The organism is Paenibacillus sp. EB106-06-01-XG199 (assembly GCF_058791575.1).
Window position 1 is genome coordinate 40,992 of sequence record NZ_JBYTDQ010000009.1, and the last position, 17,173, is coordinate 58,164.

At 53.3% G+C, this 17,173-nt stretch carries 13 protein-coding genes; 6 read left to right on the forward strand and 7 right to left on the reverse strand.

From position 1 onward, the window contains the following. Window positions 1–71: 71 nt before the first annotated feature. Together AC3WT9_RS27045 and AC3WT9_RS27050 are read right to left on the reverse strand one after the other, a co-directional pair. Entirely contained in the window at window positions 72–1,337 is a 1,266-nt protein-coding gene (locus tag AC3WT9_RS27045) for a response regulator (RefSeq protein WP_076109680.1), read from the reverse strand. Next, the gene (locus AC3WT9_RS27050) at window positions 1,337–3,133 is read right to left on the reverse strand and encodes a sensor histidine kinase (protein WP_492408241.1); all 1,797 of its coding nucleotides are present in this window, start codon (window positions 3,131–3,133) and stop codon (window positions 1,337–1,339) included. The genes AC3WT9_RS27045 and AC3WT9_RS27050 overlap by 1 nt, the downstream gene beginning before the upstream one ends. A 316-nt stretch (window positions 3,134–3,449) precedes the next feature. Here AC3WT9_RS27050 and mobA point away from each other — a divergent pair, with 316 nt between their 5' ends. The 4 genes from mobA to AC3WT9_RS27070 all read left to right on the forward strand — a co-directional run bounded on the left by mobA (window position 3,450) and on the right by AC3WT9_RS27070 (window position 7,750). Further along, window positions 3,450–4,103, forward strand: coding sequence for a molybdenum cofactor guanylyltransferase (gene mobA, locus AC3WT9_RS27055; RefSeq protein WP_492408243.1), 654 nt, complete (start codon window positions 3,450–3,452; stop codon window positions 4,101–4,103). 116 nt (window positions 4,104–4,219) lie between these two features. Beyond that, complete coding sequence (locus tag AC3WT9_RS27060; RefSeq protein WP_492408245.1) at window positions 4,220–6,085, forward strand: ABC transporter ATP-binding protein; 1,866 nt, start codon at window positions 4,220–4,222, stop codon at window positions 6,083–6,085. Next, entirely contained in the window at window positions 6,015–6,695 is a 681-nt protein-coding gene (locus AC3WT9_RS27065; RefSeq protein ID WP_492408247.1) for a response regulator transcription factor, read from the forward strand. Before AC3WT9_RS27060 ends, AC3WT9_RS27065 begins: the two co-directional genes overlap by 71 nt. Then, entirely contained in the window at window positions 6,692–7,750 is a 1,059-nt protein-coding gene (locus AC3WT9_RS27070) for a sensor histidine kinase (protein ID WP_341096867.1), read from the forward strand. The genes AC3WT9_RS27065 and AC3WT9_RS27070 overlap by 4 nt, the downstream gene beginning before the upstream one ends. On the opposite strand, the gene AC3WT9_RS27075 is transcribed toward AC3WT9_RS27070, so the two are convergent. The 3 genes from AC3WT9_RS27075 to AC3WT9_RS27085 form a co-directional block, all read right to left on the reverse strand. After that, window positions 7,743–8,486, reverse strand: coding sequence for an SDR family oxidoreductase (locus AC3WT9_RS27075; protein ID WP_492408249.1), 744 nt, complete (start codon window positions 8,484–8,486; stop codon window positions 7,743–7,745). The genes AC3WT9_RS27070 and AC3WT9_RS27075 overlap by 8 nt on opposite strands. A 104-nt stretch (window positions 8,487–8,590) precedes the next feature. After that, window positions 8,591–9,199, reverse strand: a complete 609-nt coding sequence (locus AC3WT9_RS27080) for a TetR/AcrR family transcriptional regulator (protein WP_492408252.1) — start codon at window positions 9,197–9,199, stop codon at window positions 8,591–8,593. 63 nt (window positions 9,200–9,262) lie between these two features. Next, window positions 9,263–10,843: an aminotransferase-like domain-containing protein gene (locus AC3WT9_RS27085; protein ID WP_341096862.1), complete on the reverse strand. Its 1,581-nt coding sequence runs from the start codon at window positions 10,841–10,843 to the stop codon at window positions 9,263–9,265. 227 nt (window positions 10,844–11,070) lie between these two features. Here AC3WT9_RS27085 and AC3WT9_RS27090 point away from each other — a divergent pair, with 227 nt between their 5' ends. After that, window positions 11,071–11,682 carry a LysE/ArgO family amino acid transporter gene (locus tag AC3WT9_RS27090; protein ID WP_341096861.1) on the forward strand — a complete coding sequence of 204 codons (612 nt, stop codon included), beginning with the start codon at window positions 11,071–11,073 and terminating at the stop codon, window positions 11,680–11,682. 92 nt (window positions 11,683–11,774) lie between these two features. Here the strand turns inward: AC3WT9_RS27090 and moaA are convergent, their stop codons facing one another. Then, window positions 11,775–12,776, reverse strand: coding sequence for a GTP 3',8-cyclase MoaA (gene moaA, locus AC3WT9_RS27095; RefSeq protein WP_341096860.1), 1,002 nt, complete (start codon window positions 12,774–12,776; stop codon window positions 11,775–11,777). Between the two features lie 327 nt (window positions 12,777–13,103). Here moaA and AC3WT9_RS27100 point away from each other — a divergent pair, with 327 nt between their 5' ends. Further along, the gene (locus AC3WT9_RS27100; protein ID WP_341096858.1) at window positions 13,104–13,781 is read left to right on the forward strand and encodes a TorD/DmsD family molecular chaperone; all 678 of its coding nucleotides are present in this window, start codon (window positions 13,104–13,106) and stop codon (window positions 13,779–13,781) included. A 133-nt stretch (window positions 13,782–13,914) separates the two neighbouring features. Here the strand turns inward: AC3WT9_RS27100 and AC3WT9_RS27105 are convergent, their stop codons facing one another. Further along, complete coding sequence (locus AC3WT9_RS27105; protein WP_492408256.1) at window positions 13,915–17,136, reverse strand: efflux RND transporter permease subunit; 3,222 nt, start codon at window positions 17,134–17,136, stop codon at window positions 13,915–13,917. Window positions 17,137–17,173 lie beyond the last annotated feature (37 nt).

A 17,173-nucleotide genomic window follows, 5' to 3' on the forward strand; every position in this document is an offset into this window, starting at 1 on the left:
GCTGAATAAGATATATTTCAAAGGTTGTTTGTTTTCTTTAACAGTTTGCGTATAAGTTAGCGGCTGCCCGCTTAACCCTGCTGAGCCTTACGGTAGTCCGAAGGGGACATGCCGAAGTGCTTTTTGAACAGCACGCTGAAGTATTGAGGATTAGGGTAGCCTACCTTTTCGCTAATTTCATAGGATTTGTAATCTGTCTGCTTCAGCAGCTCCGCCGCCTTTTCCATCCGGATGCCGGCGATATATTCGATTACGTTGATCTCTCTGTATTTTTTGAAGAGAGTACTTACGTACGATGGTGAGATATGAACTTCACCGGCAATTGCCGCGAGACTCAGCTTCTCATCAGCGTAATGTTTGATAATATACTGCTCCATTTGCTTCAGCAGCATGTGATGCGAATGCTGTGAATGGCGCATTTCATCGCAGAAGAACAGGCCGGGTTCGCCGGCAACATCCTTCATATGCGCAGCCGTCAGGGCTTTATTGTAAGAGTAGGGGATCTGGGCGAAACCTTCGCACACGCTGCCTACACCGATGCTTACCGGAATTTTAAGACAGGCCTCAATCGTATTCCTCATCTCCTCCAGCAATTGGGCAAAGGAACCGTCCGGTTGATCCGCCTCGCCCGGTTTCTCCAGGTTAAAGAGAATATTGATTCTGTGGTTGTAATGGACGAAAAAAGGCTTTGGGGCCCGGCCGCTGAACTGTTCAACGCCTATATTGCGGATGGAGAACAGCAGCAGCTCGGCGTTCTCCTCAATGCCGGGCCGGGAGAAGCGCCGCAGATCTTCGGGCTGGATCACCGCGACCCGGAAGTAGTTCCCCTCCCAGCGGATGCCGAGGAGATCCATTTCGCGGCGTGCCCAGTCGATGCTGGGAACACCGGACAGCAGATCGGAGAAGAACTTATTTTCAATCAGGGTTTGGCTTTTTTGAGCCTTCTCCGATTCCCGCAGCTCCTGCAGCAGACTGCGTCCGGCAGCCGCTACGGACTTCAGGATGGTATCATTGTCCTCGTATTTCAGAATGTAGTCGGAAGCCTGGAGGTGGAGAGCTTTCTTGGCATAGGAGAAATCATCATAGCCGGTCAGAAAAATAATCCGGGTCAGCGGATACGCCCTGTTCACCATCTCCGCGAGCTGGAGCCCGTCCAGCAGGGGCATCTGAATATCGGTCAGCAGGATATCCGGACGGAGCTGCTGAACAAGCAGCCAGCCCTCTTCTCCGTTCGCGGCGGTTCCAGTCACCTCAATGTCTTCAGTACTCCATTTCACATTGGCCCGTATGCCTTCCCGGATCCATTTATCATCATCCACAATCAGCAGTTTCAGCATTATAATCGTTCTCCTTTCGTATCGCCTGTATAAGGGAGGTACACCTTTATTTGTGTATACAAACCCTCTTCGCTGTCAAGCTTTAACCCATATCGGCTGCCGAAATGCAGGATAATCCTACGGTGGGCGTTCCACAGCCCGTAGGTGATGGCTTCATGTCCTACCGTCTCTGATTCCAGCGAGGCGCGGAGCTGTAAAAGCTTGTCCGGGCTGATCCCGTGCCCGTTGTCATACACTTCAAAGACAGCATAATCCCCCTCACGGCGGCCGGAAATGGAGAGGAAGCCGTGGCCGTGCTTGTTTTTGATTCCATGGTAAATGGCATTCTCCACCAGCGGCTGTAGCGTAAGCTTGAGAATGGGAAGCTCAAGCAGCTCGTCTTCGACTTTAATTTCGAAGTCAAATTCCTGGCTGTACCGGATGTTGAGTATCATCAGATAGCTGCGCACATGCTCCATCTCCTCACGGACCGGAATAATCTCACGGCCTTTGCTGATGCTGATCCGGAAATAGGAGGTCAATGCGCTGACCATGGTGGAAGCGCGCTGCCGCTCATTCATATCAATCAGATGTTTGATGGAGCTTAGCGTGTTGTAGAGAAAATGGGGCTGGATCTGGGCCTGCATCGCCTGCAGCTCGATCTGGCGTTTCTTCTCCTGCTCACTGCGCACTGTCTCGAGCAGCTGGGCTACCGAAGCCACCAGGCCGGAGAGCCCGCGGGCCAACACGCCGATTTCATTATGCTGGTCCAGCTCAAAGCTGACGCCGAGGTCTCCCCGCTCGAAACGTTTGACCTGCTTGGACAGGTAGCGGAGCGGGTTGCTGAGATTGCGGGCGACAACCGCGGCAGCCACGATGAACACAATTAGGATAAACAGGATCAGAACCAGGGAGATGTATTTAATGCGGATTGCTCCCTCGAGAATATCCTTCTCCGGCACAACCGCTGCAAGCACCCAATGATTGAGCGGCAGGGTATTGTAGGCGATGGCCATTTTCCGGCCTGCCTTGCTGTCGGCTGTCAGGCTGCCGCTGTCCTGTGATCCGTTTCTTAGTGCGTTAATGGTTTCCCCGCTGAGTTCATATTCGGCATCCAAGGTCTTGGAGTACAGCTCACCCTCCGGGCTGATCAGCATCAGTGTCCCGCCCGGACTGATCTTTACATTCTCCATAATCTCGAGAAAATAGCTTTCGCGTAAATTGATAAGGACAATGCCGCTGGCCGGGGAATGTTCGGTACCGATCATTTTGAAGCTGCTCATAACTCTCCGCTGCTCCACCGTCTCAAAGATCCTATCCTTATGGCTGTTCAGCCAATAGTAGCCTTTCTGCGAGGTATTGTAGCGCCTAAGCCAATCGTTCAGATCAATATGGACCTGCCGGGGGACATATTCCTGCTGCAGATTGAAGGATCTTCCGTTATTGAACGCGACAAAGATGGAATCGATCATCTGAAAATAGGAATGGTATACATCGTCAAGCTGGTCGTGCAGCTTAATGAGATCGTCATACCGGTTCTGGTCGGCCGCCTGGCCTTCTCCCGAGAGAATGCTCTGCAGGGCATCATTATCCTCCAGGCGCACCAGCTGTTCGAAAATTGTGAGAAATTTGTCGTTCATGAACAGGGCTGTCTGATGAGTGGTGTCGGCGAGGGCGTAGAAAGCGTTTTCTTTTAATTGCCGACTGGACGAAAGATAAGAGAAGAATCCGGTCAGTACGACGGATAAGACCAAAATGGGCAAAAAGCAGATTAACAGCTTCGATTGGATAGGCCTGTCTACGAGGTAACGTTTCATGGGATAACTCCTTTTTGCAGCTAAGTTTTCTATAATGTTTACGTAAACATTTATGGAATGAGCCTCGCTTATCCTTAGGCAGCTGCCGGAACCGGCGCTTAGGAGGCCTTGAATTTAGAGTCTAGCACAGACCTCCGCAAAATCAACCAGTGTCTATATTTTTTCGAATTTTGAAAAAGTTCGCCCGCGTAATAAATTTCATTTCTTTCCTGCAGCAAAGGATTTTGAAGTGATATCCCGTCAGACTTGCTGTTTTCGCGCTGTAAAGTTTGATACGATACGCATAGAGAACAGGAGATTTCAGCGGGAGGAAATCATGATACAATACACGGGAATTATTCTGACAGGGGGGGCTTCGAGGCGGATGGGCAGCGATAAAGCGCTGCTTACACTTGCCGGAGAACCTGTGATTGCCCGGCTGGCGGACGAGTTGGCCAAGCTAGCCGAAAGTACGGTCATTGCCTGCGGTCCCCTGGAGCGCAGGGAGTATGACTTCTTGCAGCTCCCCCAGATCACGGACCATTATCAAGGCTGCGGCCCTCTGGCAGGTCTTCATGCGGCGCTCAGCCATTCACCAACGGAATGGAATCTGGTAGCGGCTTGTGATCTGCCGTTTGCTTCGGCGTTATTTCTGCAGTACATACTCAGCTGCCATGCGGCAGCGTATCCCGAGACAGTGAGGCATAGAGCCGGTTTCGGCGCGTCTGCCGCTGTTCCGGTGTCCGCCTCCGGCCGGACGCAGCCCCTGCTCGGGCTGTATCATAAGCGGACACTTCCGGCGCTGGAAGCAGCGCTGAGCGGTGGAAGGTTCAAAGTCATGGAGTGCCTGGAGAAGCTGGACGTTCTATATGTTCCAGAATCCGGCTTTACGCCTATCCGGCCTACGCCCTCCCCTTTGTACAATATGAATACAACGGATGATTATTTGGCTGCCGTCAAGCTGCTGTCACAGCTCGAGGATCCTTGCTGAGAGCACTAATTTTTCCTTCGTTTAACTTCAGTTTACAAAGCAGCGTTAATGTGGAGGGGAAGACGGACAGGAGCGGAACAGCTCCGAGATCTATCCGTCAGAAAAGAGGAAGTTCTATGAATAAATCCAAATCTTCACGGAAGCAGGGAGCGGCCTTGAAGCCGTTCCTGAAACTGCTGCATGAGACGAAACCCTCCTACGGGCTGCTTGCTCTGGCGGTAGGGCTTAGTATGATATCGACACTGGTGGGCCTGGTCATTCCTATGTTCACTAAGAATCTGGTGGACGGCTTCTCGCTGGCCTCCATCAGCAAGCTGCAGATTGCGGGAATTGCCGGAGCTTTTGTAGCCCAGACAATTGCCGGAGGCGTCTCCATTTATTTGCTGAACTATGTAGGGCAGAAGATTGTCGCGGGACTGCGCGACCGGCTGTGGCGCAAATTTCTTGTGCTGCCGGTGGCTTACTACAATGATAACCGTACAGGTGAAAGCGTCAGCCGGATGACAAACGATACCGGAATTCTCAAGACGCTGATCTCCGAGCATTTGGCCAGTTTATTTACCGGGGTAATCTCTATCGTCGGTTCGATATCAGTACTGCTCTATCTGAACTGGAAAATGACGCTGGTGCTGTTCACGGTGCTTCCGCTGTCCGCACTCATTCTGGTGCCGCTGGGCCGGCAGATGTACAAAATCTCCAAGGGCACTCAGGATGAAACAGCGTCCTTTACCGCTACACTGAGCGGTGTGCTGTCCGAAATCCGGCTGGTGAAATCATCGGGCGCGGAGCAAAGGGAATATGAAGCCGGACGGACCGGAATTATGAATCTGCTGTCCTTCGGCATCCGGGAGGGCAAAATCAGTGCGATGATCAGTCCGCTAGTCTCGTTTGTGTTCATGATGCTGCTTGTCGTCATTATCGGCTATGGCGGCATGCAGGTGTCCTCGGGTGCCTTGACTGCAGGTGAATTGGTAGCCTTTATTCTGTATTTGATCCAGATCGTGATGCCGCTCACCCAGCTGACCCAATTCTTCACCCAGGTGCAGAAGGCCAAAGGTGCCTCGGAACGGATCATTGAAACACTGGCTGCGGAAGAGGAGATTTATGAAGGGTCAGAGGAAGCGGATGGATTGCAGGGACCGATTGCTATAGAGGATTTAAGCTTTGGCTATAAAACAGGTGAACAGGTGCTGGACAAGGTCAGCTTCTCCATGCTGCCGGGTCAGGTTACGGCGATTGTCGGACCAAGCGGAGGCGGCAAAACGACGTTATTCTCAATGCTGGAACGGTTCTATGAACCGCAGCATGGCGTCATCAAGGCGGGTGGTAAGCCGTTGTCGGCATTTTCCCTGCGTTCCTGGCGCAAGCTGATCGGGTATGTCTCGCAGGAAAGCCCGCTGCTCTCCGGCACGATTGCCGACAATCTCGGCTATGGTCTGGACCGGAAGATCAGCGAGGAGGAGATGCGCCGTGCTGCGGCCATGGCCTATGCCGACGGCTTTATCCGTGAGCTTCCGGACGGCTATCAGACGGATGTGGGGGAACGGGGCGTGAAGCTGTCCGGCGGACAGCGCCAGCGGATTGCCATCGCGAGGGCGCTGCTGCGTGATCCGAAGATTCTGATGCTGGACGAAGCTACCTCCAGTCTCGACAGCCAGTCCGAAGCAGTGGTGCAGAGTGCGTTATCGAACCTTATGCAAGGCCGGACCACGATTGTGATCGCCCACAGACTGGCAACTGTGGTGAATGCGGATCAGATTATCTTTATAGAGAAAGGCCGGATCACCGGCAAAGGAACGCACGAAGAGCTGCTGCGCAGTCACGAGTTGTACCGGGAATTCGCGGAACAGCAGCTGCAGATAAACACACCGCAGCTTTTGGAGGGTGGTAAAGAGGAGGCTACAGCAGAATATGGCCAAAATACTGGTAGTGGACGACGATCCGCACATCCGCGAATTGGTGGAGCTGTTTCTGAGAGCTGAGGGGATGGATGAGGTCTACGGCGCTTCCGATGGGGTGGAGGCGCTGAGGCTGCTTGAGGACAACAGCGTGGATCTGGCGATCATCGATGTGATGATGCCGAAGATGGATGGCTGGGAGCTGTGCCGCGCGCTGCGGAAAAGCTATGATTTTCCCATTCTGATGTTGACAGCCAAAGGGGAAACCTCACAAATTGTTAAAGGCTTCGAGCTGGGCACGGACGATTATCTGGTGAAGCCGTTTGAACCGCTGGTGCTGATCGCCAGAGTTAAAGCGTTGCTGAAGCGGTACCAGATTTCCTCCGCACAGAGTGTAAACGTCGGAAATTTGCGGATGAACCGCAAGACTTATGAAGTCTCCTCGGAGTTTGGGGAAATCACGCTGCCGCTGAAGGAATTCGAGCTGCTGTTCAAGCTGGCAAGCTATCCCGGGCAGACATTGACGCGCGACAGGCTGATTGAAGAAATCTGGGGTTATGATTTTGGGGGCAATGAACGGACGCTGGATGTGCATGTGGGCCGTCTGCGCGAACGTTTCCCCTGGGAAAAATATGGCTTCAATATCCGCACCATCCGTGGGCTGGGCTACCGTCTGGAGGTGGTTAATGGATGAGAAGACTTGGCAGGATTATGAGAGAAATCCTTGGAATGGGGATATTGATCGCTGCCCTCTATGCTTCCTGGAATGGGGGATATTACGGTGTAAAGCTGCTGTCGGGACATTTTGAATGGTCTCTGTCCCCTTATGGATCGGGGCTGCTTGTTATGGCGCTGCAGTTTCTTATTCTTTTGGTTGTGGGCGGTACCACGGCTCTTATCGGACATGCCAGGGGGGATGAGAGAGCATTCTATATTCCCATCCTGACAGCAATGCGGCAAATTTCCAAAGGCAATTTCAAGGTGGAGCTGGAAAACAGCAAGCGTTATGGGCAGTTTGGCGGAATCGTGGAGGGGATTAATGAAATGGCCAGCGAGCTGGGCCGGATGGAGATTATGCGCCAGGATTTCATCTCCAACGTCTCACATGAGATCCAGTCGCCGCTCACCTCGATTCGCGGGTTCGCCCGTGCGCTGCGGGAAGAGGGCCTTAGTGCAGACAACCGGAGACATTATCTGGACATCATCGAAGCAGAGGGCAGCCGCCTCTCCGGGCTCAGTGACAATTTGCTGAAGCTGTCGGCATTGGAGGCGGGCAGCTTTCCGTTTGAAGTGAAGTCATACCGGCTGGACAAACAGCTTCAAGATATGATTCTGGCCTCGGAGCCGCAGTGGCTGGATAAAGAGATCGAGTTGGAAGCCGAGCTGGAGGAGATTTCGGTGGACGCTGTGCAGGATCTGATGAGCCAGGTATGGACCAACCTGCTGCATAACAGTATCAAGTTTACCCCTGAGGGCGGGCTTATCACCATACGCGTGCATCATGCAGAGGGTCAAGCCATTGTGGAAATCAGGGACAGCGGCATAGGCATCGCCGAGGAGGAGCTGCCCCGCATCTTTGAACGATTCTACAAGGCCGATAAAGCAAGAAGCGCCAGCGGAGGCGGGAGCGGACTGGGATTGTCACTGGTGAAGAAAATCGTAGATTTGCATAACGGGACGATAAACGTAACAAGCCGTCCCGGTGAGGGGACGGCTTGTACGGTGAGCCTGCCATTGCGGCTTAAATAAATCCGCCGTTTATGCGCAGCGTTTGTCCGGTAATCCACTGGGACTCTTCCCCGGCGAGGAAGCTGACGGCTCCGGCAATATCCTCAGGCTGGCCCAGGCGGCCAAAAGCATTGGCTTTCTTCAGCCCTTCAAGCTGTGCCTCGGATTTGCCTTCGAGGAATAAATCCGTGGCAACCGGCCCCGGCGCAACTGCGTTGATTGTAATGCCTTTGGCCCCGAATTCCTTGGCGAGCTGGCGGGTGAATTGTTCTACTGCACCTTTCGTTCCGGCATAGATACTGTAAGCCGGGAACATTTGGCCATTGACCGAGGTGGAGAAATTAATGACCCGGCCGCCCTCTTCCAGATGGAAGAAGGCCTGCTGGCAGGAGAAGTAGGTCCCTTTGACATTGATGGCAAACTGCTTGTCGAATTCCTCCTCGGTAGCTGTGCCAATGAGGCTGTTTATCATAATTCCGGCGTTGTTGACCACGATATCAATCCTGCCGAACAGCTCCTTGGTATCCTTGAACAACTGCTCAATCTGCGCGGGTTTACTGATGTCGGCCTGAAGGGCGGCTGCCTTTCCGCCTTTCCCCTGAATACCCTGCACCACAGCCTCAGCTTGTTTAGGACTGCTGGAATAGTTAATGATTACAGCGGCCCCTTGCTCCGCCAGTCTCTCCGCAACGCTCCGTCCGATCCCTCTAGAGGACCCCGTAATGATAGCTACCTTACCCTCCAGGTTTTGATTCATGAATTGTTCCTCCTTAAAGTTTTGTTAGCGTTACTTCATAAGAATCTGCTTCGGACAAAACTGGCTTCGGAAGTGTTCGCTTAGTTTTGTATAAGATAGCGGGTTTAACTGGTGACAGCCGCGAGGCCTCTGGCAAGTATTGCCCAGAGCTGTGCGAATTCCTGTCCGATGCTTCCGCTATGCCATTCATAGGCATGGGAGGGATGGTGGAACCGGGCCGTCGCGTAAAAAAGTGAACGGGCAATCGTCTCCGTACCGGCGATTGGCGTAATTGTGCCTTCCTGAACGCCTTTGTCGATTACACTGCCCATCTGGCTGATAATCCGCTGAATATGGGTGTCAATGAGCTCGGAGGCTTCTTCCGTAACAGATGCATACATCTTGAACATTTCGCTGTCCTGCTCGGCGTAGTGATGTTTAAGCTCGATCAGCTTTGCGATATATTTCCTTAGCTGCTCCAGAGCATTTCCGGCTGCCGCAGCTGCCGCGATCTCTGTCAGAGGGCCAAGAATCAACTCTTCCAGCCATCTTTCCGTTACAGCCTCCCGCAATGCCGCTTTGCTGGGAAAATGCCGGTACAAGGTACCATGGCTGACGCCCAGCAGCTTGGCTACGTCCGTCACTGAGGTTTTGTCGGGCCCGAACCTGCGCAAGGTCTGTTCAGCGGCGTCCAATATTTCCGTCTTACTTAAAAAAGCGCTTGGTTTGTTCACGGGTGGATTCTCCCTTCGGTAGGTACAGCTTAACATGGTGGATGACAAATGACAAATTTAAATTTATGTCATTTGATTATTTATGATATTTGCCAAGGCGGCTATTCCATGCTCCATCTCATCCTCAGAGGCATAGGCGAAGGACAGGCGGAGATGTCTGCTGTCGCTGCGGTCATACAGATCCCCTGTATTTAGGAGTACTCCGGCCTGTAGTGCAGCCTTGAAGAGCCGGCGCAGCGAAAGAGCTCCGTTCAGGGAGAGCCAGATGTAGAAACCTCCGGCCGGAATGCTCCAGGAAGCCAGCCCGGCAAAATGGATATCTAGCAGCTGCAGCATGAAATCGCGCCGCCGCCGCAATTTTCCGCGCAGCAAGACGAGATGCTGCGCATGATAACCGCCTTCCAGCCAGCGCGCGGCGGCGAGCTGCGACAGGGAGCTTGCGCCGTAATCGGTCTGCATCTTGATATCGGCCAGCCGGCGGACTACCGGCTCCGGGCCGACAATCCAGCCGATGCGCAGGCCTGGGCTTGCCGCCTTTGACAGCGTGCCCAGGTGGAGCACTCTTCCCTCGCGGTCCCGGGCTTTCAGGGGGTTGGGCGGGCGGCCATCCAGCCATAGATCCTGATAAGCGCCATCCTCGAGAATGGGCAGTCCAAGTCCGCCTGCAATGTCCATTAAGGCGTCCCGCCGTCCCGCACCCATCAGAATTCCGGTGGGATTATGGAAGCTGGGGATGGTGTAGAGCATGGCCGCCTTGCTCCGGATGGCTGCGGCTGCCAGCTGATCTGTTAAGAGGCCGTCTTTGTCCATCGGCAGGCCGCTGAATTTCACTCCCGCCGACTGGAAGGCGTGGATGGAATACAGGTAGGAGGGCTTCTCCAGCAGCACCGTCGAGCCGCGCGGCAGCAGGCCCAGCGCAATGAGCTGCAGACCCTGCAGTGCGCCCGAGGTAATGAGGATGGAAGACGGATCGGCCGCTATTCCGTTCTTCGACAGCTCATGGCTGACCGCTCTGCGAAGACTAAGGCTGCCAAGCGGCTCCTCGTAGGAGAGCGGCGGAAGCAGGTTCTGTGCCAGCCCGAGCAGCACCTGCCGCATCGACTCGCCGGGCAGCAGCCCGGGCGCAGGCTCACCAGTACCGAGACGGATCAGCCCCGCTTCATATTCAAGCCTGTTGATGGCTTGTACCGCAGGCAGGTTAGGGTAGTGGATGCCTTCCTCCACGTAGTCATTCCAGTTGCCGCCAAGTTGGCCCGCAGCTCCAGTGGAGCGGGCCGCTGCATCCGGCCCGGAGGCTCCAGCCCTGCTTGAAGCGGCAACCCGGGTTCCTCCGCCCCGACTGCCTTCGATCAGGCCGAGTGCAGCGAGCTGCCCGAGTGCGGTGACAACCGTGCTGCGGTTGACGCCAAGCTGACGGCATAGCTCGCGCTGCGGGATCAGCCGCATGCCGGGAGGCCAGGCGCCGCTGGAGATTTTGCTGATGAAATAGGCTGAGATTTGTCTGTGCAGCGGCAGCGGTGAAGAGGGGTCCGGCTTCCAATGGCCGCTTATGCTTGCAGAATCATCAAGGGAAGCGGATGGAACTGGAGGAACTGCCGAGGGTGAGGCTGTAAGTGGATGAACTGATTGGCGTTGGCACGTCAAAGGACTAGCTCCTTTATATAGGGTGTAAATGCTGTTGGAACAAGTGTTTTGTTACTTGGAGTATATCACGCTTCGTCCGGCTACTATATTTGGTTGGGTAGTATCCTTAGGATTTGGAGGGTTACCTGAGCCGTTAGGGGGAGTAGGATCAATAGTGCAGCGACGGACGTGTATGTTGTTGCCATAGGTTGATTTGCAATAGACGGCAGGCTGGAAGGAGCCGGATGATGACGGATGCAATAGTGCATGGAATAATATTGGCTTTTGGGCTTATTTTACCGCTGGGGGTACAAAATATATTCGTCTTTAACCAAGGGGCGCTGCATCCGCAGTTTCACGGTGCCCTGCCCGTTATTCTGACGGCTGCCCTGTGCGATAGTCTGCTTATTGCTGCTGCTGTCGGCGGGGTGTCGCTGGTTCTGCTCTCACTGGATTGGCTGACGCCGGCCGTCTTGGGGGCGGGCACCTTATTTCTTTGTTTTATGGGCTGGAAAATATGGGCCGCCGCTCCGGCAAAAGGAGAAGCAAAACGGCTATCGCTGAAAGGGCAGGTGGGTTATGCCTTGTCGGTGTCCCTGCTGAATCCGCATGCTCTGATGGACACGGTAGGTGTTATCGGCACCAATGCACTGCAATATGCCGGAAGTGAACGCTGGGTGTTCGCGGCAGCTGCTGCAGGGGTATCCTGGGTATGGTTCATCGGACTGGCGGCAGCAGGGAGAATGCTCGGGAAAGCCGACTCCTCCGGCAAGGCGGTCAGGCTGATGAACAAGGCTTCGGCGGTGCTGATCTGGGGAATTGCCCTCTATATGGGCTTTCAATTGTGGGTAAGCTTTTAGCTCCAAATCTGCTGCCGTAAGTTGTTTTCCCGAAAAAACGGATACCCTGCTGCTGGCAGCAGGGTATCCGTTTTGACTTGCAATCATAAAGGCTAGCCGCCGATTTGCGACATGCGACGAACCGTCGGAGTATGGCTCTGCGCCTTTTTCTCCAGCGCCAGCGCCATCTCATGGTTATGCGGCTTGTTGCCGAGCGCCTGGCGGAACAGGGCTTGCACCGCCGCCGGATCAGCGGTCAGAGGCCGTACGTTGTACTCATCCGCCCAATACAGGCAGGCTTTGATATGACCGTCCGCAGTGAGCCGCAGCCGGTTGCAGTTATCGCAGAAATGCTCGCTGACCGGGTGGATCAGCCCGAAGGTTCCCTGCGCTCCGACCACCCGCCGGTTCTGCGAAGGGCCGTTACCCGAGGGCATCTCTGCTTCCTCAGTTGCCCAGCCTGCTTCGGTACAGGCTTCGACGACCGTTTCCAGCGGCAAATAAGTCTGGCGCCAGGAATCGCTTGCGCTGCCGATCGGCATATATTCGATGAACCGCACATTCAGCGGGCTGTGCAGGGTCAGCGAGATGAAATCCTTAATTTCATCATCATTGATGCCTTTCATCAGCACAACATTCAGCTTGATCGGGGAGAGCCCTGCCGCTTCAGCGGCTTCTATGCCTTTCAGCACCTTGGCAACATCTCCGCCGCGGGTAATCATCGCAAAGCGCTCCTGTTTGAGCGAATCGAGGCTGATGTTCACCCGTGACAAGCCAGCCTGCTTCAGCAGGGCGGCTTTAGCCGGCAGCATGAGACCGTTCGTGGTTAATGATATATCTTTAATACCCGGTATAGCGGAAATCATGGATACAAGCTTCTCTAAATCCTTACGGACCAGCGGTTCTCCCCCGGTCAGCCGGACTTTGCTCAGTCCCAGGGGCGCCAGCGCCTCCACCACAGCAGTAATTTCTTCATAGCTCATAATCTCTTCCTGCGGTTGGAATTGCATTCCTTCCGCCGGCATACAATAAATGCAGCGCAGGTTGCAGCGGTCTGTAACCGAAATGCGGATATAGTCATGTAAACGTCCAAAAGGGTCCGTCAGCGGTTCCATATCGTTGCTCCCTTCATTTGTGTATCTTATTTAAATTTTAAAGATTGCTTCCGCTGCCGTCAATGGTACCGTGCATTGTTAGCTTTTAATAGGGGACAAAAGAGGAATGGCAAAGTCTAAATTTGACAATAGTACGACAATTACGGGGAATGGTCATAAAATGCTCACTGAAAGCGCTTTACAATTTCGATATAATTTAAGTGTGAAAGATTCATCTCTATTCTATGTTCACTTTTGATGCAGCTCACAGCTATGATACCGGGGCATGCACGCGGCAATAACGGCGGGTGCAGCATCCGGTCAAACCAAGTAGGGAGGATTTGCAAAATGACGATAACAACAGTTCCATCACTTGTCGTGCCGGAGGCATTTAGCCGCTGGCTGGAGAGCCGGGGATTAATATATCAGATTTTAGTTGACTTTTACGGGAGAAAACCAACGCTTTCGCTGGTTGCCCAGTGGAGCCGCAACCGCCAAATGAGCGTAGCGGCGGAAATGACGGAGGGCGGAAGGGAGCTGAAGCGTTATCTGTGCAGCCAGGAGCCTGCCCAGCTTCCGCTGATCTGCGAGAAGGAGAACCGCGAATACAAGCGGCTGATGAACGAACTGCCGCGTGAAGCCGCCCAGTTGGGCCGTGAGCAAGAATTCTGCAATGTGCTCTCCGATGTATACGCTTCGGCGGGGATTGTGTTCAAGAAATGCGGCGGCGAAGCCGATGACCATATCGCTATTGAGCTGGAATTCATGGCCGTGCTCCATGAACGGATGCTGTACAACAGCTTCTCGGTGAGAAGCGCCATGGAATTGCTGGAAATCCAGGAGAACTTCCTGGAAGAGCACTTACTGAAATGGACACCACAATTCTGCGAAAGACTGAATGCAGCTACAGACAGTCCTTTATATCTGGGGCTGAGCCATATGCTGGAGGAATTTCTGCCGCAGGATCTGCAGATGCTGCGCGCCTGGAAGTCTTCGCTGGAGAGCAGCGCGGCAGCCATGGTTTAACCTGGACCAAGTAACGGTAACCGGCCGCTATCTATAGACTATGTATGCTTTCATATTAAGCACAAACAAAAGGCGCCTCTCCAAATTGTGGAAAGGCGCCTTGTTTATGAACTTTTGGTTAGTGTCCTTAGCTCTATTCAATAACCTTTTTGCTGCGGAATTTCATTAGGAATTCATAGACTACAGGTACAACGACCAGTGTCAGCAGGGTGGAGCTGATCAGACCGCCAATAACGGTCACGCCAAGTCCTTTAGAGATAATGCCGGCGCTGTTCTCAAGTCCTGTAACCAGCGGCAGCAGAGCGCCGATCGTGGCGAGAGCCGTCATTAGAATTGGACGCAAGCGGGTGCCTCCGGCTTCAAGCAGTGCCTGACGGGTAGACATCCCTTCTTTTTCCTTGTGAATAACCCGGTCGATCAGTACGATCGCATTCGTTACGACGATACCGATCAGCATCAGTGCCCCCATCAGCGAGGAGACGTTTAGGGTTTCTCCTGCCAGCAATAGAGCGACGAGTGCTCCGATTACAGTGAATGGCAGTGAGAACAGGATCGCGAATGGTGCCAGACCGCCACCGAAAGTAACCACAAGCACAAAATATACAATGGCAATAGCGGCCGCCATCGCAAGTCCGAGCTGGCCGAAGGTTTCATTGATTTGTTCGGTAACGCCGCCGAAGGAGATGGTAACTCCGTCAGGCAGCTTCAGGGCGTCGATCTTTTCCTTCACGTCATTTGAAGCGCTGTTTACATCGGCAGCAATGATTTCAGCGGTCACATTAACGCTCATTTTGCCGTCAATGCGGGTAATTGAGTCCGGAGATGTGCCGTTCTCAATCTTTGCCACTTCGCCGATCGGCACTGTAAAGCCCAGCGGTGAGGTCAGCGTAGCCTCCTCCATTTCCTGAATACTGCTGTACGTATGGGTGTCGGCTTCAATATAGACATTATAGTTTTTGCCATCCACTTCCACCTCTGTCATTACAGGGCGGGCATTAACCGGACTCAGCTTCATGGCAATCTGTCCGGCAGTGAGGCCAAGCGAACTTAGCTTCGCTTGATCGGCAACCACGGTGTATTGTTCGTAACCTTCAGCAAGGCTGGTTTCCCCATCCTTGAAATTAGCGGTATCGGCATTCACGATGCCTGCTATCTCATCGGCTACCGGTTTCAACTGATCCAAGGTGTCACCAAAAATATTCACGGTCAGCGTATTGCCGCCAAGGCCTCCGCCCATCATGCCGGACATATCGCCCCACACGCCTTCAGGAACCTCCTTGGTCAGCCCTTCAATCAGATTTTCCTTAACTGTATCGAAATCTGGAGTATCACTGTCATAGGTAATATAGAAGAGACCTGAATTGCTGGAGCCCATTCCCATAAATCCACCGCCACCGATGGAGTATTGCATGTTCTCGATATGCTCTTGGGCCAGAATGTACTTCTCAGCCTTCAGTCCTTGTTCCTGGACATCTTCAGCGGTTTGCCCGGCTTTTGGCGCATAGGTCATGATGACACTTTTATCTTCCTGTGAAGGCATGAAGCTTACCCCGATCGGTTTGATCAGGAACAAGCTGCCAACCAGCAACAGAACCGCGACCCCGAAAGTAACCAGCTTATGGGAAAGGCACCAGTTCAGAATCTTTTGATAACCCAGAGCCATTTTGCCCGGTTTCTCTTCATGGTTTTTCTTGCCTTTCTTCAGTCCGTTACGGAACAGCGTATGCGCCAGTGCCGGCACAAGTGTGATCGCCACAACCAGAGAAGCGAGCAGGGAGAATACCATGGTCAGTGCAAACGGCAGAAACAGTTCCCCCACCATGCCGCTGACAAAAGCAAGCGGAAGGAATACGGCGATCGTTACAATTGTAGAAGACATAATCGGCACGAACATTTCGCTTGTAGCCGCGCTGATCAGCTCCCGGCCGCGCAGCTTCTCACCCGACAACGTCATACGCCGGTATATATTCTCAATGACGACAATCGAGTCATCGACAACCCGCCCGATAGCTACGGTCATCGCGCCGAGCGTCATCATATTGAGCGTGATATCCATTTGACGCAGGCATAGAACAGCGATAAGCAGCGACAAGGGAATAGAAATGATCGAGATGATAGTTGAACGGATATTCCGCAGGAACAGCAGAATGATCAGTACGGCGAACAAAGCGCCAAAGACTGCCTTGGACAGCATAGTGTTTACGGAATCCTCAATCGGCTTGCCTTGGTCGAGCAGAACCGTAAGATCCATAGATTTATACTGCTGCTTCAATTCTTTCGTTGTATCTTTAACGCTGTTTACAACTTCAACGGTATTGGCGTCATTGGACTTAACAATTTGAATCCCGATAGATTCTTTGCCGTTGGTACGGGAGATAGATTCGGACTTGCCGATAACCTCAATGGAGGCAAGTTCACCCAGCTTCACCGTCGGCAGGCCAGTTGGTACTCCCGCGCCCGCGCCTGTTCCGGCGGAACCACTACCAGCAGTACCAGTACCGGCTGCACCGGCACCACCGGCAACAGCACCACCACCACCAGCAACAGCACCACCACCGGCACTAGCAGCACCACCAGCACCTGAACCTGCTTGTGCGCCCGCAGCTGAAGGCACAAGCGGAATCGTCAAATTCTTAAGATCGTCTACTGTAGTAATATTGCCGTCTACAACAACGGCCTTTTGTGATTTCTCCATTTCGAACAGTCCCAGCGGAACACGCAGAGAGGAGGCTTGAACGAGGCCTTTAATGGTATCCTCTGTCAGCCCGTATTGCTTCAGTTTGTCCTGGTTGAATTTCAGGGAGACCTCCTTGACGTATTGCCCGGAAATCTGCACGGAAGCAACACCTTCGATATCCTCCAGGGCAGGACGGATATCATTCTCCGCGATGCGGGTCAGCTCTTCCAGATCCCCGGATTTGTCATCGGACAGACTCAGCGAGATAACTGGCAGTGAGCTCAGGCTGAAGCGGGAAATGGTCGGCTTCTGGGCATCCTCCGGCAGAGCGACATCGTTCAAGGCTTCACGAACGGCTGCTGTGGCATTATCCAGATTCGCGCCGTAATCAAACTCGATTTGGATGTTGGAAGCATTCTCGAGCGAGGTGGAAGTGATCATCTTGACGCCATCCACATTGCGGAGCTTCTGCTCCAGCGGCTTGCTGACATCATTCACAACACCCTCCGGTGCTGCACCTGGATAAATCGTTGTCACGCTGAGATAAGGAATACTGATATTAGGCAGAGTTTCCTGCTTCATGGTCAGGCCGCTGTACAAACCGGCGAATACAATAATAATGGTTAGCAGCCATATCGCGAATTTATTCTTAAGCGAGAAATTAATTAAGCTTTTCATAAGTAGTGTTTCTGCTCCTCTCGGACTTTCCTGTGGA

Coding starts and splice junctions, on each gene's coding strand:
- AC3WT9_RS27105 (WP_492408256.1), bottom strand. CDS start 17,136: ATGAAAAGCTTAATTAATTTCTCGCTTAAGAATAAATTCGCGATATGG.
- mobA (WP_492408243.1), top strand. CDS start 3,450: ATGATACAATACACGGGAATTATTCTGACAGGGGGGGCTTCGAGGCGG.
- AC3WT9_RS27065 (WP_492408247.1), top strand. CDS start 6,015: ATGGCCAAAATACTGGTAGTGGACGACGATCCGCACATCCGCGAATTG.
- AC3WT9_RS27050 (WP_492408241.1), bottom strand. CDS start 3,133: ATGAAACGTTACCTCGTAGACAGGCCTATCCAATCGAAGCTGTTAATC.
- moaA (WP_341096860.1), bottom strand. CDS start 12,776: ATGGAACCGCTGACGGACCCTTTTGGACGTTTACATGACTATATCCGC.
- AC3WT9_RS27075 (WP_492408249.1), bottom strand. CDS start 8,486: ATGAATCAAAACCTGGAGGGTAAGGTAGCTATCATTACGGGGTCCTCT.
- AC3WT9_RS27045 (WP_076109680.1), bottom strand. CDS start 1,337: ATGCTGAAACTGCTGATTGTGGATGATGATAAATGGATCCGGGAAGGC.
- AC3WT9_RS27090 (WP_341096861.1), top strand. CDS start 11,071: ATGACGGATGCAATAGTGCATGGAATAATATTGGCTTTTGGGCTTATT.
- AC3WT9_RS27100 (WP_341096858.1), top strand. CDS start 13,104: ATGACGATAACAACAGTTCCATCACTTGTCGTGCCGGAGGCATTTAGC.
- AC3WT9_RS27070 (WP_341096867.1), top strand. CDS start 6,692: ATGAGAAGACTTGGCAGGATTATGAGAGAAATCCTTGGAATGGGGATA.
- AC3WT9_RS27060 (WP_492408245.1), top strand. CDS start 4,220: ATGAATAAATCCAAATCTTCACGGAAGCAGGGAGCGGCCTTGAAGCCG.